This is a genomic window from Chryseobacterium taeanense (genome assembly GCF_900099685.1).
In the GTDB taxonomy this organism is placed as follows: Bacteria; Bacteroidota; Bacteroidia; order Flavobacteriales; family Weeksellaceae; genus Chryseobacterium; species Chryseobacterium taeanense.
Window position 1 is genome coordinate 555,959 of sequence record NZ_FNDW01000001.1, and the last position, 22,414, is coordinate 578,372.

Genomic DNA, 22,414 nt, shown 5'->3' on the forward strand with positions numbered 1-22,414 from the left:
GTTTTCGCCAAGGAAAAATTATATATTGATTTCCACAAGAGCAGGACAATGATCCGAGTGTACCGCTTCTTTTAAAATAACCGCTCTGGAGAGTTTGTCTTTTAAAATATAAGAAGTAAAATTATAATCGAGTCTCCAGCCTTTATTTTTTTCTCTGGAATTTTGTCTGTAGCTCCACCAGGTATAGTTATCTGGCTCGTTATTAAAGAACCTGAAACTGTCGATTAATTCACATTCGTTAATAAAATTGGTCATCCATTCTCTTTCCATTGGTAAAAAGCCGGAAACATTCTTTAGACGAACCGGATCATGAATATCAATAGCTTCATGACAAATATTGAAATCACCTGAGATGATAAGGTTAGGGATCTCTTTTCTTAAATTTTTGATGTATTCCAAAAAATCGTGACAGAATTGCATCTTAAATTCCAATCGCTCAATATTAGAAGCAGATGGAACATAAACTGAAATAGCAGAAAATCCGTCAAAATCTGCACGTATGATTCTTCCTTCATTATCATAGCTCTCAATACCGCAGCCGTATTCAATATGGTTAGGTTGTGTTTTTGAGGCTATTCCGACTCCGCTGTAGCCTTTCTTTACTGCTGAATGCCAGTAGCTGTGATATCCTAGTTTTTCAAGACTTTCGATATCGATCTGGTCGTTTCCTGCTTTACTTTCCTGAATACAGATGATATCAGGATCCGCTGACTTCAGCCAGCCTAGAAAATCTTTGGTAAAAGCAGCTCGTATTCCGTTTACATTATAAGTGATTAATTTCATGCTTCAAAAATATTAATAAAAAGGCAGCGGAAAAAATCAAAGATTTTTTCCGCTGCCTGATGTTGTTTTTACTATATAAAGAATTATTTGGGTTCCAGGATACTTACCGGAATGATGCATTCTTCCAGTGAAATTCCTCCATGCTGATACGTTTCTTTATAATAATTTACAAAGTGATTATAATTCTTTGGATAGGCAAGAAACGTGTTGTTTTTTGCGAAAATATATTTAGAACTTAAATTTCCTTTAGGTAAAAATAGCTTTTCCGGATTGGTAATTGCCCATACATCGCTGTTGTCATAAGTAAGACTTTTCCCTGTCTTGTAACGGATGTTGGTAGAGGTTTCTCTATCGCCCACCACCTTACTTGGTTTTTTTACATATACTGTTCCGTGATCGGTGGTAATAACCAGTTTAAATCCGTTTTCGGCGGCAACTTTAATAATTTTTATTAATGATGAATTTTCAAACCAGTTTAAAGTCAGAGATCTGAACGTCTTGTCATCACGGATCAGCTGATCTACAATATGATTATCTGTTTTTGCGTGCGAAAGAATATCAATGAAATTATATACAATCACTAACAGATCATTGTTTTTGTGCTGATTAAAATCATCGTAAATTTTACGCTCGAAATCTGCATTTAATACTTTTAGATATTTCATGGATTTTGAGCCAAGTCCGATTCTTTTCATCTGATCTTCAAGGAAATCACGCTCGTATTCATTTTTGTTTCCTTCTTCATTATCGTTAAACCATTTATCAGGAAAACGTTTTTCAATTTCAGAAGGCATAAGACCTGCAAAAAAGGAGTTTCTTGCATATTGGGTTGCCGTCGGAAGAATACTGTAGTAATAATCCTCAGAAATTTTATTATAGTATTTTGTAAATAAAGGTTCAATTACCTTCCACTGATCGTATCGAAGATTGTCGACCATCAACAAAAGAACTTTTTCTTTTTCTACTTCCGGTTTTATTTTTTCCTTAAAAAGGGTATGGCTCATGATAGGTTTTTCAGAATCATGCAACCAGTCTTCGTAATTATTTTCGATAAATTTCGCAAACTGAATATTCGCTTCTTCTTTCTGTGACTGCAGCAGATCTGCAAATTCGTTATCAGCCACTTTATCAAATTTAATTTCCCAGTTAAGGATTTTCTTGTAATATTCTGCCCAATCCTGATAAGTTCTCAGGTAAGAAAGCTCCATAGAAAGATTTCTGAACTCCTGCTGATATTGAAGAATCGTTTTCTGTTCTACAAGATTATCCTGCTGAAGGTTTTTCTTTAAAGAAAGCAAAATCTGGTTAGGATTTACCGGTTTCAGAATATAGTCGGCGATCTGAGATCCAATCGCTTCCTCCATAATGTGTTCCTCCTCACTTTTGGTTACCATCACTATTTTTAAAGAATTATCCTTATCCTTAATCATAGGAATAGCTTCAAGTCCCGATATTCCGGGCATGTTTTCATCTATAAGTGTTAATGCGAATTTTTCAGAATCCATCAGTTCCAATGCCTCATTCACATTATTTACAGGAGTTACCTGATATCCTTTTTTTTCAAGGAAAACAATGTGAGGTTTTAGCAAGTCTATTTCATCATCTATCCATAATATCTTTTCCGACATAAATTTATTTTTTTACATGGTTATTGTATCAAATTGCTGACCAACTATAATTAAAATCTGCCAAAATGAACAGTTGTAAAGTTAAATATAAGTTAATGAAAACAACAATATTTCCGGATATTTATTGTCCTCTCTTTTTATAATTTTTTTTAATGGAGATTTAATGACAGCTAAATTTTAAAATCCCTAAATTTGTTTACTAATTTCAGACGTTTCAATGCAGAATAAACTCAAAATCATCAACGATCCTGTTCACGGTTTTATCAGAATTCCCCACGAAATTTTATTTGATATCATTGAGCATCCATATTTTCAGAGATTAAGAAGAATCGGCCAGACCGGACTTCTGAACCTGATCTTTCCGGGAGCCACCCATACAAGATTTCATCATGCTTTAGGGGCAATGCATCTCATGTTTACCGCTCTTGAAACATTGAAACAGAAAGGAGTGAAAATTTCTGAAGAAGAAGAAAAAGGTGCAATGCTTGCCATTTTAATGCACGATATCGGTCATGGTCCGTTTTCCCACGCCCTGGAAAATATGCTGATGGACGACTGGCATCATGAAACACTGTCACTTTTATTAATGAACAGGCTGAATGATGAATTCAATGGTGAACTTTCGTGCGCTATTGAAATGTTTCAGGGGAAATATCACCGAAAATTTTTCAACCAGCTTATTTCTTCCCAGCTTGATGTCGATAGGCTCGATTATCTGAAACGAGATAGCTTTTTTACGGGTGTTTCTGAAGGAAGTATTAATACTCAGCGTATTATTTCGATGATGAACGTATGTGAAGAAGGAGAATTGGTAATCGATGCTAAAGGGGTTTATTCAATAGAAAATTTTCTTACTGCCAGAATGTTCATGTATTGGCAGGTATATTATCATAAAACATCTGCATTGGCAGAATTTATTTTGGTGAAAATTCTGGAGCGTGCAAAATATCTGGTTTCCCAAGGAATTGAGCTGCCGGCCGGAGAGAATCTAAGATATTTCTTACATAGGGAAAAAAGTGCTGCAACGGATGAAGACGTAAGAAGATTTACACAACTTGATGATAACGATGTAATACAAGCAATGAAATCCTGGCAAAATGCCGAAGATAAAATATTATCTTATTGGTGCAGATGTGTCATACAGAGAAGCCTTCCTAAAACAATTATTTCATCTCATCCTTTTGACAGAGAATTTATTAAAGAAAAAATAAAAAATACGAACGAATTTTTCGGAATTGATAATGGGGAAGAACTGGTACACGAAATCAAGAGAAAACTCCTTCCTTACGATACCGAAAAACAGCCCATCTATCTGTTGCCGAAAAACGGGAAAAAAATCCGACTGGAGGAATCGGAAAATCAGCTTTTGTCTGGTCTTATGGTGAATAAAACCAAACGCTACATTCTCACTTTCCCACGCGATATTTCCTGATTAAATTCTTAAATAATATTAAAATTTTGATATCATAAAACTAAAAAATGTTTGCGAATTACAGAATTTCTTATCTTTGCAGAATATGGAATTCACAGCTTCGCAAATTGCAAGTTTTATCGACGGAAAAATAATAGGTGACGCGAATGCACTTATTACTGGAGTTTCACCTATTGAAAGCGGGGAAACTGGACATCTTTCTTTTATAGCACAAGATAGATTTACGCATTATTTAGATACTTCAAAATGCTCCGTTATCATCGTTTCAGAAGATCTTCTGACGAAAGACTCTTACAATACCACCCTTATATCAGTGAAGGATGCGTATCTTTCGTTTCAGATATTGATGAATCTTTATCAGGAAATGCAGGGAAGAAAGGAGGGAATAGAAAATGGATCTTCAATACACGATACGGCAACTATTGGTGATAATGTTTATATAGGAGCATTCACTTATGTTTCGGAGAAGGCAAAAATAGGGGAGGGATCTCAGATTTATCCTCAGGTTTATATCGGAAAAGGAGTGAAAATCGGCAAAAACTGTAAGATAGATAGCGGAGCCAGAATTTATGATTATTGCATTATTGGTGATAACTGTGTGATTCATTCTAATACCGTAATAGGAGGCGATGGTTTCGGCTTTCAGCCTACTCCGGACGGATTCAAAAAAATTCCTCAGTTGGGTAATGTTATCATTGAAGATGATGTGGAAATTGGCTCAAACTGTAGTATCGACCGTGCTACTATTGGCTCTACCGTTATCGGAAAAGGAACCAAGATTGATAATCTGATTCAGATCGCTCACAATGTGAAAATCGGTAAAAACAACGTGATTGCCGCACAAGCCGGAATTGCAGGATCTACAACCATCGGTGACTGGAACCAGATTGGAGGCCAGGTCGGTATCGTAGGTCATATAAAGATAGGAAATCAAGTTAAAATTCAGGCTCAGAGTGGTGTGAATTCAAGTGTGAACGATCGGGAAACATTGTATGGCTCACCGGCGATCAGCTATAACGACTATCTGAGAAATTATATTCATTTCAGAAACTTTACTGAAATCGTTAATAGAATAAACAATCTTGAGAATAACTCAAAAGATAAAACTAATGAGTGATATGCAAAAAACGCTTCAGCAAGAAGTAACACTTTCCGGAATCGGACTTCATACTGGTAAAGAAGTAAAACTTACCATGAAACCGGCAAAGGAAAACACAGGTTTTGTATTTGTAAGAACAGATCTGGAAGGTCATCCACAGGTAGAAGCAGATGTCAACTATGTAGTAGCTACTGAAAGAGGAACAACATTAGAAAAATTAGGTGTAAAAATTACAACTTGCGAGCATCTTTTAGCAGCATTGGTAGGCTGCGATATTGATAATGCCATTTTAGAGATGGATGCTTCAGAACCTCCGATTTTAGATGGCTCTTCAAAATATTTCGTTGAAGCTATTGAAAGCGTTGGGGTAGTTGAACAGAATATTGCGAGAGAATATCTTGTTGTAAAAGAAGTGCTTACGTACAGTGATTCCGCTACGGGATCTGAAATCACCATTATCCCATCTGATACATACGAAGTAACAACGATGGTTGATTTTGGGACTAAAGTTTTAGGAACTCAGAATGCCACCCTTAAGAATATTTCAGAGTTTAAAGATGAAATTTCATCAGCAAGAACATTCAGTTTCCTGCATGAGCTTGAAATGCTGTTGGATCATGGTCTTATCAAAGGTGGAGATATTTCAAATGCCATTGTATATGTAGATAAAGATCTTACGCCTGAAACAACAGAAAAACTTAAAAAAGCTTTCGGTAAAGACAATGTTTCCATAAGACCGAATGGAATTCTTGATAATTTAAATTTAAACTATCCTAATGAAGCCGCAAGACACAAATTACTTGATGTAATCGGTGATCTGGCATTGGCGGGAGTTAAAATAAAAGGCAAAGTTATTGCCAACAAACCGGGACATTTCGTAAATACACAGTTTGCCAAAAAGCTTAACCGTCAGTGGAAGCTGCAGAAAAAGAAAAACGTTCCTGATTTTGATCTGACGAAAGAACCTGTATTTGATATTAACGGAATTATGAAGCTGATGCCCCACAGACCTCCGTTTTTATTAATTGATAAAATTCTTGAGCTTTCAGATTCACATGTGGTAGGTCTTAAAAATGTAACGATGAATGAACCTTTCTTCGTTGGACATTTTCCAAAAGAACCAGTAATGCCAGGGGTTTTGCAGGTGGAAGCTTTAGCACAGACAGGTGGAATTCTTGTTTTGGCAAGTGTTCCGGATCCTGAAAATTACTCTACCTATTTTATTAAAATTGATAAAGTAAAATTCAAAAGAAAAGTAGTACCGGGAGATACTATTATTTTCAAGATTGAATTGATCGAGCCGATCAGAAGAGGAATCGTCCATATGCAGGGCTACGGATATGTAGGAGACACTGTTGCTGTGGAAGCAGAATTAATGGCCCAAGTTGCAAAAAATAAAGTTGATTAAATGATTCATCAATTAGCTGCCGTAGATAAGCGTGCGAAAATCAGCAAAAATGTAATCGTAGAACCTTTTACTACCATTGCAGGCGATGTCGAAATCGGAGAAGGAACATGGATAGGCCCCAACGTAACCATCATGGATGGTGCAAGAATTGGTAAAAACTGTAGAATTTTTCCAGGGACGGTAATTTCGGCCATTCCTCAGGATTTAAAATTCGATGGCGAAGATACCCAAGTTATTATCGGTGACGACACGACCATCAGAGAGTGCGTAACGGTAAACAGAGGTACAAAAGCGCTTGGATTTACTAAAATAGGTAAAAACTGCCTTATTATGGCTACTACGCATATCGCACACGACTGTGTAATCGGAGATCATGTGATTATCGTAAATGGTTGTGGTATTGCAGGGCACGTAGAAATCGGCGATTATACAGTAATGGGTGGTTTGTCTGCGGTACACCAGTTTGGTAAGATCGGAAAGCACGTTATGATTTCCGGAGGAACTCTGGTAAGAAAAGATATTCCGCCTTACGTAAAAGTGGCCAGGGAGCCGATGTCCTATGCGGGAATTAATTCTGTAGGATTAAGAAGAAGAGGGTTTACTAATGAGAAAATATTTGAAATACAGAAGATCTACAGAGCAATTTTCCAGATGAAAATGAATGTTTCTCAGGCTATTTCACATATTGAAAAAGAAATGCTTCCTACAGCGGAAAGAGATGAAATCCTTCAGTTTATCCAAAACTCTCCGAGAGGTATCGTAAAAGGATACGGAACCGGAAAAGAAAGTAATTAATTGTAAAAAATTACCTATGAAAATTTTAATCTTATTCATGATGCTTTCAACGCTTTCTTTGTTTGGACAGCAAACGGAAGGATTAAAAACTCAGAAAACAACAAAGACCTCTATTCTGGAAAGAAAAATTCCTGAAAAGTCTGCCGACAGCCTTGCTAGAAGTAATTTTAATTCTATTCTGAAACAAAAGAATAATTCAAACTCAATTTTTGGCACAGCGAATCAATACAATTCTGAAGTTCAGATGAATGTCAACAGATTACAGAATAATGTGAATACATTTAATAATAACACATTCAACAGGATGATGCCTCAGGGACAGGGAATACAGTTTAACAAAAGAAAATAATTATATACAAAATTTAATGGCAACAAGTAACGATATCAGAAAAGGTCTGTGCATAGAGTACAGTAATGATATTTATAAAGTAATCGAGTTTCTTCACGTAAAACCAGGTAAAGGTCCGGCTTTCGTAAGAACTAAACTAAAGTCTGTAACAAACGGAAAAGTAATTGATAATACTTTCTCTGCAGGTCATAAAATCGAAGAAGTAAAAGTAATCACCAGAAAATATCAGTATCTTTATGATGATGAGAACGGATTCCACTTCATGAATAATGACGATTTTTCTCAGCTTTATCTCAATAAAGAAATGATTGAAAATTCTAATCTTATGAAAGCAGGAGAAGAAGTTACCATTATTCTGAAAGAAGCTGATGAAACTCCTCTTTCTGCAGAATTACCACAATCTGTTTATCTTGAAGTTGTGGAAGCAGATCCGGGTGTAAAAGGAAACACCGCTACCAATGCACTTAAAAATGCAATCGTTGAAACCGGGGCAAGAGTAATGGTTCCTTTGTTCATTGAACCGGGAGACAAAATTAAAGTAAGTACAGAAGATGGTTCTTACTTAGAAAGAGTAAAAGAATAATTTTCAATACAATATATAAAAATTCGGTCTGCAGTTGCACTCCGAATTTTTGTTTATAAAAGGAGTACAGAATCCCAAAAGGAAAAATTATAAGAGAATCGGATGGAGTCCGATAATATTTGACATATTTTGATAAATTTAAACTCATAAAAAAATATGACGTTTCATCAGCCACAAAAACTAAAAACAATTGCCAAAATTATAGGAGCCAAATGGGTAGGTCCGGAAGATTTTGAAGTACTGGGAACCAATGAGATCCATATGGTAAGACCAGGCGATATTGTTTTTGTAAATCATCCTAAATACTATGATAAAGCATTAAATTCTGCGGCGACTATTATCCTGATTGATAAAGAAGTAGATTGTCCGCAAGGTAAGGCGCTTTTGGTTTCGGAAGATCCTTTCAGGGATTTTAATAAAATCAATACACATTTTACGAGAATTTATAACTTCACAGAAGAACTCCACGATGTCGAAATTGGTGAAGGAACACACATTCATCACTCTGCAGTAATCGGAAATAATGTTAAGATAGGTAAGAATACCCTTATTTTCCCGAACGTGGTAATCGGCGACAGAACCGTGATTGGCGATAATGTTGTTATTCAGTCAAATACGGTATTGGGAGGAGATGCTTTTTATTACAGAAAATTAAATGGAAATTTCGACCGATTAATTTCTGTTGGAAATGTTGTTATTGAAAACAATGTTGAGATCGGAAACGGCTGTACGATAGACAGAGGAGTAACAGATTCTACTATAATTGGTGAAGGTTCGGTGTTGGATAATCAGATCCAGATCGGACATGATACGGTGATTGGTAAGAAGTGTCTTATTGCGTCACAGGTGGGTATCGCAGGCTGTTGCGTGATCGGTGATGAGGTCACATTGTGGGGACAGGTTGGTATCGCCTCAGGAAATAAAATCGAAAGCGGAACTGTCCTTCTTGGAAAAACCGGAGTCAACAGAGATCTTGAAAGAGGTACCTACATCGGTATGTTTGCAGAAGATTTTAAAACTTACCTGAAAAAAGAAGTCAAACTGAGAAATCTCAAATAAACAAATTGTTCTCAAATTATTAGCCATAATCAATTATACAATAATAGTATATATTAATTTATGTACAATTATTATATTTCGTCTAAAATTGATTTAACATAATAAAATAAATCAATTTTTATTGATATTTTTTTGTTTAGTTTTAGTTTTAGTTTTGTGACGTTAAACAAATGAATATTAACATCATGATTTTATAACTGTAGGGTTTGCAAGTGCTAATGTTACAAGTTCTAATGTTACTTATGTATCAAGTAGTGAGAATTGTCATAATAGTAGTGACGTTCAAATTCTAAAACGTCATACAATTATTTTTCAACTTTCTTGTAGGAATGTGACTTGCATAACTGAAAATGAATATACTGACGCTCAACTCCAAACAGCCGCCGCAGGTTTAGAAGAAGCTTTTTGTAATACATGTGATACTGATTTTGAAATAGTAAGAAATTAATAAGAAATTAATTTATTTTATAATCAAATTTTATTTTTATGAAAAGCAAAGTAATAACATTTATTTTAGTTTTGTTTAATATTCTTTCATTTTCTCAAGAAAAAGTTGATATTTCAATTTCCTATAAATTAACTTATAAGATAGATTCAACATCAGAAAAAGTAAATAAGGAAAATTTTATTCTTTTTGCTAATAAAGATAAAAGTATATATGAGTCTATAGCAAAATATTTTAAAGATTCATTATCAAAACAGCCAAATCAAGATCAAGCAGCTATCGCTATTAAATACGGAACGAAAAATGACTATTATATAATTTATAATTCAAAAGACAAGGTATTAAGTCACTTTCAGCCAAATTTGGATGCTAATATATATTTCTCTACCAACTATAAAATACAGTGGAAGATAGAACAAAAGACAAAAGAAATTTTAAATTTAAAATGTCGAAAAGCAACTACAAAAATGTTTGGTAGAAAATGGACTGCTTGGTTTGCAGAAGAATATCCATTACCTTTCGGTCCGTATAAATTCAATGGGTTGCCTGGTTTAATTCTTGAATTGTATGATTCTAAAAAACTATTATAATTTTAAGGCGTACTATATTAAAAAGGAAAAGAACACATTAATAAATTTTAACATTCAAAATGATTATACAAAAACAACAAAAGAAAAATTTTGGGAATTAGTCTTTAAAAATAAATTTGATGCAGATTATAAATATAGAGATTTTACATTTCAAGATCCTAGTGTAATGCAAACTATGCGCAAAAAAATGATCGAAAAACAAAAAGTATATAATAATCCTATAGAATTGGTACACTAAGTGGCTTTTTGCAAAAATGGTGTACAGAATGAGAGGTTATCTTAAGTTTATAGTTTAAAGAGCTTTTTTAGCGATTGCAAATTTGCAATCGTTTTTTGTAATCTAAAAATCATCTTTTTTCAAACAAAAACTGTAAATTTGTGTGCATTTAAAAATTAATAAATAAATTAAATAAATAATAAAATGTCAATTTTAGTAAACAAAGATTCTAAAGTAATTGTACAAGGATTTACGGGTAATGAAGGTACTTTCCACGCAAGCCAGATGATCGAATATGGAACAAATGTAGTAGGTGGCGTTACTCCGGGAAAAGGAGGCAGTGAGCACCTTGGAAAGCCTGTATTCAATACTGTAGCTGATGCTGTGGCAAAAGCGGGAGCAAATGTAAGTATCATTTTTGTACCGCCTGCATTTGCTGCTGACGCCATTATGGAAGCTGCTGAAGCCGGGATCAAAGTTATCGTATGTATTACTGAAGGTATTCCGGTAGCGGATATGGTAAAAGTAAAATCTTACATCGCCGACAGAGACTGCAGATTAATAGGACCTAACTGCCCGGGAATCATTACTTCTGAAGAAGCTAAAATTGGTATTATGCCAGGTTTCGTTTTCAAAAAAGGTAAAGTAGGTATCGTTTCCAAATCAGGTACGCTTACTTATGAAGCTGCAGACCAGGTTGTAAGAGCTGGTTTCGGTATTTCTACAGCAATCGGTATCGGGGGTGACCCTATCATCGGAACAACTACAAGAGAAGCGTTGGAATTATTCATTAACGATCCTGAGACTGAAGCGGTAGTAATGATCGGAGAAATCGGTGGAGGTCTTGAGGCAGAAGCTGCAAGATGGTACAAAGCAAGCGGTTCTACAAAACCTGTAGTGGGTTTCATTGCGGGGCAAACTGCTCCTAAAGGAAGAACTATGGGACACGCAGGTGCTATCGTTGGTGGTGCCGAAGATACAGCTCAGGCAAAGATGGAAATCATGAAAGAGAACGGTATCAATGTAGTAGATTCCCCTGCTGATATTGGTGTTACCGTGGCTAAGGTTTTAGCATAAATTTTTTTAAACATAATGATATGAAAAAACTTTTATTGGCCTCTGGCCTAATGTTTTCTGCGTTGTCTTTCGCACAAATAGACTTCAGCAGTACAAGATTTGGAGCGTCTGCCGGCGCGAACCTTTCGGCAGTAAGAAATGCTCACAATCCCTCAGGAAAAAGGTTTACCATGCAGTTTGGAGCTTTGGCTTTAATCCCTATGGGTACTGAGAATCAGTTTTTTCTTCAACCTGAAATTCAATATTTCGGAGCGGGAGAAACGGGAAAAGAAAAAGGTGCTAAAGGTAAAGACGGATATGATGCTGTCTATGCCAATGACTATCTGAGTGTACCGATCAATTTTAAAGGCTACTTTTCCGAAGCGGAATCGGAATTCTTTGCATTGATTGGGCCAAGATTTAATTTTTTATTAAGTCAGAGAGTAAAAAATGCTCCTGTATCAAGACCTTATTATGATCCTGATGTCGTTGTTTCTTCGTTGCCTAATGTCAACGGAAAAACAAATAAGTTCAACTTTGGATTTGGTTTGGGATTTGGGTATAGTTACAAAAGACAGGTGGAATTAACTGCCAGATATGATTTTGGACTTTCCAATACCTATCCCGGGCTTGATCATGAACCTGATGGATCTACAAAAAGTAAATCTGAACAGGTGATCAGTTTAAGTGTAAACTATATTTTCCAATAAGATAGTACATCTTAAACATAAAAATTCCCGAAGCCAAAGGCTTCGGGAATTTTATTTGTAACAAACTGATTATATTCTATTTTGGATCAGTCTCAAAATTTGTGGAACTAGGAAAGAGTTTTCTACTTAGAAAAAAAACGTTTACTCAATTATTTCTTGAGATATAAATTAAGATGAGGCTTATTTAATATATACACAGTTGTCATTTGCTGAATGAAATGCCTTTGCGACCGGAAAATATACGACCGGCAGATTAAATAATTCTTAGCGTCTATAGCGTTAAAGACTTTTGTTTCCTAAGATAATAAAATTGAATCAAGTTTATATTTAACGAAATCTCTCCCCAGGTTTTGAACTTAATCATCTGTTCTAACCTCTGATCCACTTCCAGATCTCTTTGAGAGTGGCTTTATTTCCATACATTAAAATTCCTACCCTATAAATTTTCCCAGCAATGAAGATCATGAAAATCGTAGTTCCCAGAAGCAAAGCAATGGATAGTGCAATTTGCCACGCCGGCACACCAAAAGGTATTCTTGCAATCATTGCTACCGGTGACGTAAAGGGAATAATCGAAAGCCAAAAGCCAAGAGGTCCGTCGGGATTATTCATTAAAGAGAAGCTTCCGTACATTCCCAACATTAGCGGAAGGATGGCGAATAAAGTAAATTGCTGGGTTTCTGTCTCATTGTCTACCGCAGAGCCAATAGCTGCGTATATCGAGCTATAAAAAATATAACCTAGCAGGAAAAATACAATGAATACAAAGATGATTAACGGAAAATTAAGTTCCAGCAAACTATGAGAAACCTGAGTAGCAATTTGTGCGACATCCAGTTTACTTGCCAGTTCTTCATTTCCTCCCGGGATATTTTTCTGAATAGAAGTAAATCCTGTATTTAAAACCAATGCTCCGATTACAGACATAGTGATCCAGACAATGAATTGCGTTAAAGCTACCAAAGTGACTCCCAAAATTTTACCCATCATTAGTTCAAAAGGTTTTACAGAAGAAATGATAATTTCCACTACGCGATTGTTCTTTTCTTCCAAAACACTTCGCATTACCCTTACCCCATAAATGATGATGAACATAAAAGTGACATACATCAAAAGAATACTCAGTCCGCTTTTTACTCCAAAAGCAAGATCAGAATCTTCCTTGTTGTTTTCGGAAACATTAATGGTTTTTAAGCTAAAGCTTTTGTCAAGATTGTTAAGTTGTGCTTCTGCGATACCTAACTGCTTGATCTTTTCTTTCTTGATAACATCAGTTATATCTGAAACAATTCTCTGCTTCGTGTCAAATCCTATCTTATTATTAATAACAAGTCTCGTATTTTTCTGAAAATCATCAAAATTTTGACTTTTTACTTCCGGTAAAATTAAAATGCCATCTAATGATTCATTGCCCTTCAGATTATTGATTTTAGATTTTTCATCAGCAGCCGAAACGAAAATATATTTTAGTTGATCGGATGACTTAAGCTGATTTGTAAACAGTCCGCTTTTATCCACCACTTCAATGACATTGTGCGATTCGTTTGCCTTAAACATTAGCCCGATTACCGATCCGAAAGCCACAAGAAGTACCGGCGCGAGAATAGTTAGTATAATAAAAGACTTTTTCTTAACCTGCGTCAGGAATTCTCTTTTGGTAATTAAAAAAATATTATTCATAACTAAAAGTTGCTGCTTACTGCATTAATAAAAACTTCATTCATACTCGGAATTTTTTCCTCAAATGATCTTACTTTTCCTACCTGTATAAGATCAAGGAGAATGTGATTTTGGTCAGATTCATTCTTTAAATCAAACGATATCAGATTGTTTTCATTTGAAATATTAAATGTTTCGTACTTGTTTCTGAAATTTTCAAAATGGGTATTGTTCACTTCAGAAAGCGTAATTCCGAAAATATTTTTCTTGAATTTTTCTCTTACGTCAAAAACCCTTCCGTCGATAATTTTTTTAGAATTGTTAATGAGAGCAACATAATCGCACATCTCCTCTACACTTTCCATTCTGTGGGTAGAAAGAATGATCGTTGTGCCATTGTTTTTAAGATCAATAATCTGGTCTTTAATAAGGTTGGCATTTACGGGGTCAAATCCCGAAAACGGCTCATCAAGGATTAAAAGATTGGGTCTATGAAGAACGGTCACAACAAACTGAATCTTCTGAGCCATTCCTTTTGAAAGTTCAGAAAGTTTCTTTTTCCACCACTGGTCAATATGCAGTTTATCAAACCATTTCGTAGCTTCTTGTAAAGCATCATTTTTGGTCATGCCTTTAAGTTCACCGAAGTAAAGAAGCTGATCTCCGACGGTCATATTTTTATAAAGTCCTCTTTCTTCGGGCATATAGCCGATATCTTTGATGTGGTCAGGATTAAGTTTTTGCCCGTTAATGGAAATATCTCCCGAATCAGCCTGTGTAATCTGATTGATGATACGGATAAATGAAGTTTTACCGGCTCCGTTCGGACCCAAAAGACCATATACACTTCCTTTCGGAACGTGGATGCTGAAATCATCCAGAGCCACTTTTTTTCCGGCATTATAGGTCTTTCTAATATGTTCAGCTTTTAGCATTAAATTGTTTTTACTACGATTAGTATGAAAAAGTCCCGAAAGTTACGGAATTATTGAAAACAGAATTAATCTAAAAGAAAAATCCTGATGATAATCAGGATTAAATTATTGTTTTACGATTTGCGTAACCTTCATTGTATTGTCGCTCAAAATATAGCGGATCAAATATTTTCCGGGTTTTAATCTTTCAATATTGATCTCTCCCGAATTCATATTTACTGAATAATTCGCAACCTGAGTCCCTAAAATAGAATAAAAGGTCACACTTTTAATTTTAAGACCGGAATCCTTTGCCTTTATAATCAGAAAGTCCTTTGCAGGATTCGGATAGGCAACCAAAACGCCATCGTCAGATTTTTGAGAAAAACCTGACGGCTCTTTTATCTGAGCTTTAATATTGTTGGAAAAACCAACAAAAGCGCCTAAAAAGATAAATAAAAGTAAAAGTTTTTTCATCAAAATACTATTTCTATAAATATATTAAAACAAAAGTAAACAATTCTGCAATTTCCTGCAATACTTTTTTGTTTAAGTTGTAGTAAATTTGCATTAAATTTTATTCAAAAAGTATTCCAAAATGATACATTCAAGAAATAGAAGGCTAAGAGTAAACGAATCTGTCCGAAGTCTGGTAAGAGAGTGCACTCTTACAACCAATGATTTTGTTATGCCTATCTTCGTTATGGAGGGCGAAAATAAAGAAGAACCAATAGCTTCAATGCCCGGAATTTTCAGGAGGAGCATCGATCTTACAGTTAAAGAATGTAAGGAATTGTTTTCTTTAGGTGTGAAAGCAGTTAATCTTTACATGAAAGTTTCTGATGATCTTAAAGATAACACTGGAAAAGAAGCATGGAACAAAAACGGACTGATGCAGAATACGATCAGAGCGATCAAAGATGCGGTTCCCGAAATGGTGTTAATGCCGGATGTGGCGCTGGATCCTTATTCTATTTACGGCCACGATGGAATTATTGAAAATGGAAAGATTGCAAATGACGCGACTAATGATGCTTTAGCGAGAATGTCTTTGTCACATGCCGAAGCAGGAGCGGATATCGTGGCACCAAGTGATATGATGGACGGAAGGGTTCAGGTAATCCGTGAAGCATTGGAAGAAAATGGCTTTACAGATGTCGGAATCTTAAGCTATGCAGCAAAATATGCAAGTTCTTTTTACGGACCTTTCAGAAGTGCTTTAGACAGTGCTCCGAAAGATAATATTGAAATTCCTAAAGATAAAAAAACATATCAGATGGATTTTCATAATTCCCGCGAAGCGATAAACGAAGTATTCAAGGATATTGAAGAAGGGGCGGATATTATTATGATTAAGCCGGGACTTCCGTATCTGGATGTTGTTTCAAAAGTTCGTGAGGCCATTGATCTTCCGATTGCAGTGTACAATGTAAGCGGCGAATATGCCATGGTAAAAGCGGCTGCACAGAATGGCTGGCTGGATAATGATAAAACAATCATCGAAAGTCTGACCTGTATCAAAAGAGCCGGAGCAGATATGATCTTTACCTATTTTGCAAAAGAGGCTGCTATGATTCTCAACAGATAAATTGAAATTATCACAAAAAACACCTCGACATGAGGTGTTTTTCTTTATCCGAAACATATGCTGTAATAAGGCGTTCCAGGTACAATCGGGTTGGCTCCGCCGTTATCGTTTACACAGATGTTGCTTGGGCATAGATACCATCCTGTCGGGCAGTTGCCTTCGGAATCCGGAAGGCGTACGTTTCCGCCACTGACTTTTATTAAGTCTTTTCGTGTTAATTTTTTCATATTAATATTTATTTAGTAAGCCTAAGATAATAAAAATATCACATTAAATTGAAATAATTTAAATTTTATATCATATGACTACAAAAAATAGGGTTATTAAAAAATCATAAAACTTTTGCCTTACTGTTTTAATCTAAAATTTGAATTCAAAAAAACTTTATCTTTGCCGTTATGATTTTACGCGGAGAAAACTTAATCAAAGAATACGGTCCTAAAAAGGTTGTAAAAGGTGTTTCTGTACAGGTTCAGCAAGGAGAAATTGTGGGTTTGCTTGGTCCGAACGGAGCAGGGAAAACTACTTCATTTTATATGATTGTAGGATTGGTTAAGCCTACTTCCGGTAAAATTTTTCTGGACAAGCAGGAGATCACGACCGATGCTATGTACCGCAGGGCACAGAAGGGAATTGGCTATCTTGCGCAGGAAGCTTCCGTTTTCAGAAAACTTTCCGTTGAAGAAAATATCATGGGGGTTTTACAGCTTACTAAACTTTCAAAGCGGGAACAACAGATTAAATGTGATGAACTGATTGAAGAATTCTCATTGCAGCACGTCCGCAAAAACCGTGGAGATCTTTTGTCCGGAGGTGAAAGACGTAGAACCGAAATTGCAAGATGCTTGGCGACAGATCCTAATTTTATTCTCTTGGATGAGCCTTTTGCCGGTGTAGACCCGATTGCAGTAGAAGATATTCAGAAAATTGTAAGAAGCCTTACGGATAAAAACATCGGAATCCTGATTACCGATCACAATGTTCAGCAGACATTGGCGATTACCAATAAAACGTATATTATGTTTGAAGGAAGAATTCTGAAAGAAGGTCTTCCTGAGGAACTGGCCAATGATCCGCAGGTAAGGGAAGCTTATCTGGGTGAAAACTTTGTTTATCAAAGTATTTTTGATAAGCCTAAGAAGAAAAGCTACGCTTATAATATCTGGGCAGGAAATTTTGATTCCAAAGCTCAGTTGCAAACTTTTGTAAATGAAAATTTTGCTCAGTTTGATGATCTCAGATTAATGCATGGATTTGAGGAGATCAGTTTTGCTTCATTGGGGAATTCAGAAATTCAGCACATTTTCAGTGATGTTGTGGATAAAAATGCAAATAATTCTTTCGTATTCCAGAAAAAAGAAATTAATTCAAATTATTCTCTTGAGCAGGCAGAAATAGAGTCTAAAGCGGCAGGAAAGCCGGAACTCCATTATCTTACAACTTATGTGTTTGAAGGATAATGCCGATCAATTCAAAAAATGGACAAAAGTTTCTCTTGAAGGAGAATGTGGAGTTATTGTGGATATAAAGGGATTGTCTACGATTATACGCTGGGACACTCCAAAAGAAAATGACTTTGAAGACTGGTTTTCATGTTGGGGAACTTTTATTGAAATGGGAGGGGAAATCATTGATAAAGATTATAAGTTTGTTTTTATTAATGATAATGGAACATTGAAAAAATAATTTAAGCTTAAAATTTGCTGAAAAATAAAATAAAACGTACTTTTTCTCTGTAAAACAGTACGTTTTTTAGTTAAAATCAAGATCCAATCAGGAAATGAACGATCATTATCTCAAGAAGCTCGACAGAGTAACTGCTATTCTTACTCAATTACAGTCAAAGCCGGTTGTAAAAGCGCAGGATCTTGCCAAAAAGTTTGAAGTAAGTGTACGTACTATTTACCGCGATGTAAAAACATTGGAAAATGCCGGAATTCCTATTGTAGGAGAAGCAGGAAGCGGGTATTCTCTGATGGACGGTTACAAACTTCCTCCGGTGATGTTTACGAAAGAAGAAGTGTTGAGTTTTATTACCGCAGAGAAACTGATGCAGAAATTCTCCCATCAAAGTATGGGAAAACATTATCAGACGGCTATGGAAAAAGTGCGTTCGGTATTGAAATATTCCGATAAAAACCTGATTCAGAATATTGAAAAGCAGATTGATATTTTTCAGCATCAGGGCAAAACTGAAGATACTCTGAAAGATGTTCTCCCGACTATTTTGGAGAGCATTGCTGAAAAACTTCAGCTGACCATAGAATACAGAACCGTTGATGATAAAATTTCCACAAGAACCATCGAGGCGGTCGGTGTTTTCTTTGAATTTAATTTTTGGTACATCATGGCTTTCTGTACATTGCGAAATGATTTCAGACAGTTTCGTGTAGACCGGATTTTAAAGATTTTCAAAACCCAGAATCCTTACCTTCAGGAATATGGACAAATCAATGACTACAGGAAAAACGGAAACGGAAATAAAATTACCGTAAAACTTCTTGTAGATAAAAAAATTATGGGACATCTCGTAAATTCAAAAATTTATTATGGCTTAATTGAAGAAGTAGAAACAGAAAACGGGGTAGAACTCACCTTTGAAACCGAATGGCTTAAGGACGGTTTTCCGCGTTGGCTGATTACTTTTGCGGATTATGCCACCATTCTGGAGCCGGAAAGCCTTAAAGACAGGCTGAAGGATTTGTTAAAAGATATTTCAGATAAGCATCAATAAAAAACCTAAAAACCTTAGCAGAAAATTGTGCTAAGGTTTAAGACATTTACGTTTCAGTGTTATATTTTATTAGAGATTTCAGTCTCCATAATGGCATTAAAGAACTGAAAATCTCTCCCAAAAAAAAGGAGGTTCCATTCCTAAAGCTCTCAGGTAAACATATCCCTGTCCTCGGTGATGAATTTCATTATCAATAAAATAAAGAATATTCTGATAAACCGGAAATTCGTATTGCCCAAACAAATTGAAAGTTTCCTGAAAACGTTCTTCCGAAATCTGAGCAAAATAATGATTGATTGTTTCCGTTTCTTCATCCCATTTTTTCAGAAGATCGGCTTTCGTTTGCGGATTAAAAGCTTCTTCATTGTAAGCTTCCATGTTTTTGCCGACAATTCCTTTCAGTCCCGGGCCTCCGATTGCGATTAATTCGCATGCCAGTTTTACAAAAGGTCTCATTCCGCCGATAGAAAATTCAAATAATTCCTTTTCCGGGAAAGCTTCAATTACTCTTCTTGTCAGATTTCTGTGTCCTTGCCAATGTTCCAGTAACTGTTCAGAACTCATGAATTGTTTTGTGCTAATTGCTGTAGTTGTCATAATTTTTAATGTTGTTTGTTATTGCTGATACAAAGGTAAAACGTGTTTATGACAACAGTTTGTCAGCAGTATTTTCGTGATAAAAAATATTTTTTGTTTTTAAAATAATCTGTAGAAATTCTCCGTTAATGAGATATACTTAAGCAATGTTAGGTAGATAAATAATTTGAGAATGACCGGTCCTTTGGGATCGGTCATTTTTTATCAGTAAGCTATTCGATGATTGTTCTGAAAGTAAGATTCACTCTGGGTATTTTTATTCTTGTCGTTGTAGGAAGCCTGTGCAGCCAGTGATCCTGCGTTGTTCCTTTCATGACGAGCAGACTTCCGTTTTCCAAGAATACTTCTACTTTTTCTTTGGTGGTTTTATGTTTAAATAAAAACTTTCGTTCTGCTCCAAAAGTCAATGAAGCAATCGCTGCGTGTTTTTTCAGATCTTTTTCAGCATCGCTGTGGTAGGCCATGCCTTCGTTTCCGTCGTGGTATAAATTCAGTAGACAGGAATTATACGTTTCTCCTGTAATTTCTTCACATTTTTGCTTTAATTCCAATAATTCCGGAGTCCAGAGCCTGGCATATTTCGTTCGCTTTGAATAGGTATATTCAAATGGTTTTTCACCAAACCAGGCTACTTTTCTTTTTGTTACAATCAGTTTTCCAAAGATGATCGCTTCATCATTTTCCCATGGAATCTGATGAAATAAATAATCATAATAAAAATCTGATTTTTCTTGGGAAAAAACCTTTCCATAGTAATGAACAGTTCCGTCATTGGGAAGAATATTTAATGGGTAATCTGATACGTCTTCGAATAAGTTCAGCATAAGGTTTTGAATTTAAAAATCAGAATAAACTTTAGAACTTTCCCAGCCGATAATCAGCTGTTTTCTGTCGCTTCCCCACATATAACCGCCAATCTTACCGGAAGACTGAATCACACGGTGACAAGGAATTAAAAAGGCTACGGGATTACTTCCAATTGCCGTTCCGACAGCTCTCGAAGCTTTGGAGTGACCAATTTTTTCGGCTAGGTTTCCGTACGTTGACAATTTCCCCATCGGAATACTGAGCAGACTTTCCCAGACTTTTAATTGAAAATCGGTACCTTTTAAATGTAATTTGATAGTATTTAATTCTTTCCAGTCTTTATTAAAAATAGATAAAGCATTTTTCTGAAATTCGTCCCGGTTTTCAAAAAAAGAAGCATTGGGGAATTTAATCTGTAAATCTCCCAATGCTTTATGTTTGTCGTTTTCAAAAGCCATATAGCAGATTCCTTTTTCTGTGGAAGCTGCGATTATTTTTCCAAAAGGACTTTCGGAAAAACTGTAATTGATGGCAAGGCTCTTTCCTCCGTTTTTATATTCTGCCGGAGACATTCCTTCAATTTTTACAAACAGATCGTGTAATCTGCTCGTACTGGAAAGTCCTGTCTCATAAGCTGTTTCAAATAAACTTGCTTTTTCTTCCTTCAATAAATTTTTAGCGTGCTCGAGGCTGATAAACTGTAAAAATTTCTTCGGGCTTGTTCCCGCCCAATCAGAAAACATTTTCTGAAAATGAGCCGGACTCAAATGAATTTTTTCTGCCACTTCCTCCAAACTTGGCTGAAGTTTAAAATTGCTCCGGATATATTCTATCGCTTTGGCAACTCTTTCGTAATCTATCTGATTTTGTGTGGACATCGCATTTATTTTACCTCACAAATTTCTAAAGAATACGCGACCGAAAAAATCCGATTCTTGCGAAATTTAATTGTTATTGTAAATATGGTAGTAAGCAAGCATTTTGTAATATAACTTCGCCGCCAGGAATGCACTTGGTTTTGCCATCGGAGAATCCATTAATTCTACAATATCAAAAGCTACCACATTACATTTCTCAAATACTCTTTTTAACAGTTCCAAGGTCGGATACCACTGTAAGCCACCTGGTTCAGGAGTTCCTGTTGATGGGCAAAGTGAAGGGTCAAAAGCATCCAGGTCGATGGTAATATATACATTTCCTGAAACTTTTTCCAATACATCATTTACCCAGTTTTCGTTGTTGGCAATTTCATGAGCAAAAAACACCCTTCCTTCCGGTAAGTACTGTGCTTCTTCGATATCCATGGAACGAATTCCCACCTGTACCAGATTATGCTTCTGATTGGCTTCAAAAACCGCGCAGGCGTGATTAGAAGTAGAACCGTGGAATTCCGGACGAAGATCTGTATGCGCATCCAGCTGAAGAACTGTCAGATTCTCAAATTTTTCACCCACCGCACGGATAGAACCGATAGAAACTGAGTGTTCTCCCCCGAAAAGGGTGAACAATTTATCGTCATGATTCAACAATTCTTTTGTTTTTTGGTAAACAGCTTCTGTCATAGCTTCAGGCGAAGAATTTTCAGAAATTTCTCCGGCAAGATAAACACCTTCTAGATAAGGCTCTGTCTGAGTTTCAATGTCATAAAGCTCCATATTTTCAGAAGCATCTAAAAACAGTTCCGGGCCTTTGTCGGCGCCTTTTCCCCAGGTTGAAGTTCCGTCGTAAGGAACAGTTACCAACATTACTTTCGAGTTTTCCAGCGATGCATTTTCTTCAGGAATTCCTGCGTATGTTTTCATGTTTTATTTTAAAATTAAATGATTTCAGCAAAGATACAAAGAACTTTGGAGAAGTGGATGGACGATGGAAAATTGCAAATATGATCTTCCAAATTGTTTGTAAAATTATATTTCCTAATTTATGGAAAACCTTAATTATTATGTACTTAGTTTTTTTAT

At 35.7% G+C, this 22,414-nt stretch carries 23 protein-coding genes and 1 pseudogene; 14 read left to right on the forward strand and 10 right to left on the reverse strand.

Annotation, left to right across the window (positions count from 1 at the left end; genetic code table 11):
- Positions 1 to 18: 18 nt before the first annotated feature.
- Positions 19 to 783, reverse strand: coding sequence for an exodeoxyribonuclease III (locus BLR30_RS02595; protein WP_089854226.1), 765 nt, complete (start codon positions 781 to 783; stop codon positions 19 to 21).
- A gap of 83 nt (positions 784 to 866) precedes the next feature.
- Positions 867 to 2,411, reverse strand: coding sequence for a T9SS response regulator signal transducer PorX (gene porX / locus BLR30_RS02600; protein ID WP_089854229.1), 1,545 nt, complete (start codon positions 2,409 to 2,411; stop codon positions 867 to 869).
- Between the two features lie 217 nt (positions 2,412 to 2,628).
- On the opposite strand from porX, the gene BLR30_RS02605 reads away from it, so the two are divergent.
- The 10 genes from BLR30_RS02605 (at position 2,629) to BLR30_RS02655 (ending at position 12,154) form a co-directional block, all read left to right on the forward strand.
- Positions 2,629 to 3,843, forward strand: a complete 1,215-nt coding sequence (locus BLR30_RS02605; protein ID WP_089854232.1) for an HD domain-containing protein — start codon at positions 2,629 to 2,631, stop codon at positions 3,841 to 3,843.
- Between the two features lie 85 nt (positions 3,844 to 3,928).
- Positions 3,929 to 4,960, forward strand: coding sequence for a UDP-3-O-(3-hydroxymyristoyl)glucosamine N-acyltransferase (gene lpxD, locus BLR30_RS02610; protein ID WP_089854234.1), 1,032 nt, complete (start codon positions 3,929 to 3,931; stop codon positions 4,958 to 4,960).
- Complete coding sequence (locus BLR30_RS02615; protein ID WP_089854237.1) at positions 4,953 to 6,350, forward strand: bifunctional UDP-3-O-[3-hydroxymyristoyl] N-acetylglucosamine deacetylase/3-hydroxyacyl-ACP dehydratase; 1,398 nt, start codon at positions 4,953 to 4,955, stop codon at positions 6,348 to 6,350. The genes lpxD and BLR30_RS02615 overlap by 8 nt, the downstream gene beginning before the upstream one ends.
- On the forward strand, positions 6,351 to 7,145 hold the full coding sequence (gene lpxA / locus BLR30_RS02620) for an acyl-ACP--UDP-N-acetylglucosamine O-acyltransferase (protein ID WP_089854240.1): 795 nt from the start codon (positions 6,351 to 6,353) through the stop codon (positions 7,143 to 7,145).
- A gap of 16 nt (positions 7,146 to 7,161) precedes the next feature.
- Positions 7,162 to 7,494, forward strand: coding sequence for a hypothetical protein (locus BLR30_RS02625; RefSeq protein ID WP_228400685.1), 333 nt, complete (start codon positions 7,162 to 7,164; stop codon positions 7,492 to 7,494).
- A 16-nt stretch (positions 7,495 to 7,510) separates the two neighbouring features.
- On the forward strand, positions 7,511 to 8,077 hold the full coding sequence (gene efp, locus BLR30_RS02630; RefSeq protein ID WP_089854243.1) for an elongation factor P: 567 nt from the start codon (positions 7,511 to 7,513) through the stop codon (positions 8,075 to 8,077).
- A gap of 156 nt (positions 8,078 to 8,233) precedes the next feature.
- Positions 8,234 to 9,136 carry a UDP-3-O-(3-hydroxymyristoyl)glucosamine N-acyltransferase gene (locus BLR30_RS02635; protein ID WP_089854246.1) on the forward strand — a complete coding sequence of 301 codons (903 nt, stop codon included), beginning with the start codon at positions 8,234 to 8,236 and terminating at the stop codon, positions 9,134 to 9,136.
- Between the two features lie 486 nt (positions 9,137 to 9,622).
- Complete coding sequence (locus BLR30_RS02640) at positions 9,623 to 10,171, forward strand: GLPGLI family protein (protein ID WP_089854249.1); 549 nt, start codon at positions 9,623 to 9,625, stop codon at positions 10,169 to 10,171.
- A gap of 421 nt (positions 10,172 to 10,592) precedes the next feature.
- Positions 10,593 to 11,465, forward strand: coding sequence for a succinate--CoA ligase subunit alpha (gene sucD, locus BLR30_RS02650; RefSeq protein WP_089854256.1), 873 nt, complete (start codon positions 10,593 to 10,595; stop codon positions 11,463 to 11,465).
- Between the two features lie 20 nt (positions 11,466 to 11,485).
- Entirely contained in the window at positions 11,486 to 12,154 is a 669-nt protein-coding gene (locus BLR30_RS02655; RefSeq protein WP_089854260.1) for an outer membrane beta-barrel protein, read from the forward strand.
- Between the two features lie 369 nt (positions 12,155 to 12,523).
- On the opposite strand, the gene BLR30_RS02660 is transcribed toward BLR30_RS02655, so the two are convergent.
- From BLR30_RS02660 to BLR30_RS02670, 3 genes are all read right to left on the reverse strand, one after another.
- On the reverse strand, positions 12,524 to 13,834 hold the full coding sequence (locus BLR30_RS02660) for an ABC transporter permease (RefSeq protein WP_089854263.1): 1,311 nt from the start codon (positions 13,832 to 13,834) through the stop codon (positions 12,524 to 12,526).
- A gap of 2 nt (positions 13,835 to 13,836) precedes the next feature.
- Positions 13,837 to 14,748 (reverse strand): ABC transporter ATP-binding protein, encoded by a 912-nt coding sequence (locus tag BLR30_RS02665; protein WP_089854267.1) that lies wholly within the window; start codon positions 14,746 to 14,748, stop codon positions 13,837 to 13,839.
- 105 nt (positions 14,749 to 14,853) lie between these two features.
- Positions 14,854 to 15,204 carry a T9SS type A sorting domain-containing protein gene (locus tag BLR30_RS02670; RefSeq protein ID WP_089854271.1) on the reverse strand — a complete coding sequence of 117 codons (351 nt, stop codon included), beginning with the start codon at positions 15,202 to 15,204 and terminating at the stop codon, positions 14,854 to 14,856.
- Positions 15,205 to 15,325: 121 nt separating this feature from the next.
- Between BLR30_RS02670 and hemB the strand changes: the two genes are divergently transcribed.
- Complete coding sequence (hemB, locus tag BLR30_RS02675; protein ID WP_089854276.1) at positions 15,326 to 16,315, forward strand: porphobilinogen synthase; 990 nt, start codon at positions 15,326 to 15,328, stop codon at positions 16,313 to 16,315.
- Positions 16,316 to 16,359: 44 nt separating this feature from the next.
- Here hemB and BLR30_RS02680 read toward each other — a convergent pair whose 3' ends face one another.
- Complete coding sequence (locus BLR30_RS02680; RefSeq protein WP_089854281.1) at positions 16,360 to 16,542, reverse strand: hypothetical protein; 183 nt, start codon at positions 16,540 to 16,542, stop codon at positions 16,360 to 16,362.
- A gap of 171 nt (positions 16,543 to 16,713) precedes the next feature.
- Here BLR30_RS02680 and lptB point away from each other — a divergent pair.
- The 3 genes and pseudogenes from lptB to BLR30_RS02695 all read left to right on the forward strand — a co-directional run.
- Positions 16,714 to 17,439 (forward strand): annotated as a pseudogene (lptB, locus tag BLR30_RS02685) (LPS export ABC transporter ATP-binding protein); the annotation flags it as partial.
- Between the two features lie 325 nt (positions 17,440 to 17,764).
- Positions 17,765 to 18,001 carry a hypothetical protein gene (locus BLR30_RS02690; protein WP_228400686.1) on the forward strand — a complete coding sequence of 79 codons (237 nt, stop codon included), beginning with the start codon at positions 17,765 to 17,767 and terminating at the stop codon, positions 17,999 to 18,001.
- Between the two features lie 94 nt (positions 18,002 to 18,095).
- The gene (locus BLR30_RS02695; protein ID WP_089854290.1) at positions 18,096 to 19,049 is read left to right on the forward strand and encodes a helix-turn-helix transcriptional regulator; all 954 of its coding nucleotides are present in this window, start codon (positions 18,096 to 18,098) and stop codon (positions 19,047 to 19,049) included.
- A gap of 96 nt (positions 19,050 to 19,145) precedes the next feature.
- Here BLR30_RS02695 and BLR30_RS02700 read toward each other — a convergent pair whose 3' ends face one another.
- The 4 genes from BLR30_RS02700 to speB form a co-directional block, all read right to left on the reverse strand.
- The gene (locus BLR30_RS02700; RefSeq protein ID WP_089854294.1) at positions 19,146 to 19,646 is read right to left on the reverse strand and encodes a DinB family protein; all 501 of its coding nucleotides are present in this window, start codon (positions 19,644 to 19,646) and stop codon (positions 19,146 to 19,148) included.
- Between the two features lie 212 nt (positions 19,647 to 19,858).
- On the reverse strand, positions 19,859 to 20,467 hold the full coding sequence (locus BLR30_RS02705; RefSeq protein WP_175443591.1) for an alpha-ketoglutarate-dependent dioxygenase AlkB family protein: 609 nt from the start codon (positions 20,465 to 20,467) through the stop codon (positions 19,859 to 19,861).
- A gap of 15 nt (positions 20,468 to 20,482) precedes the next feature.
- A complete protein-coding gene (locus BLR30_RS02710; protein WP_175443583.1) occupies positions 20,483 to 21,331 on the reverse strand; it encodes a bifunctional helix-turn-helix domain-containing protein/methylated-DNA--[protein]-cysteine S-methyltransferase in 849 nt (282 codons plus the stop codon).
- A gap of 66 nt (positions 21,332 to 21,397) precedes the next feature.
- Positions 21,398 to 22,255 carry an agmatinase gene (gene speB / locus BLR30_RS02715; protein WP_089854303.1) on the reverse strand — a complete coding sequence of 286 codons (858 nt, stop codon included), beginning with the start codon at positions 22,253 to 22,255 and terminating at the stop codon, positions 21,398 to 21,400.
- Positions 22,256 to 22,414: the final 159 nt, after the last annotated feature.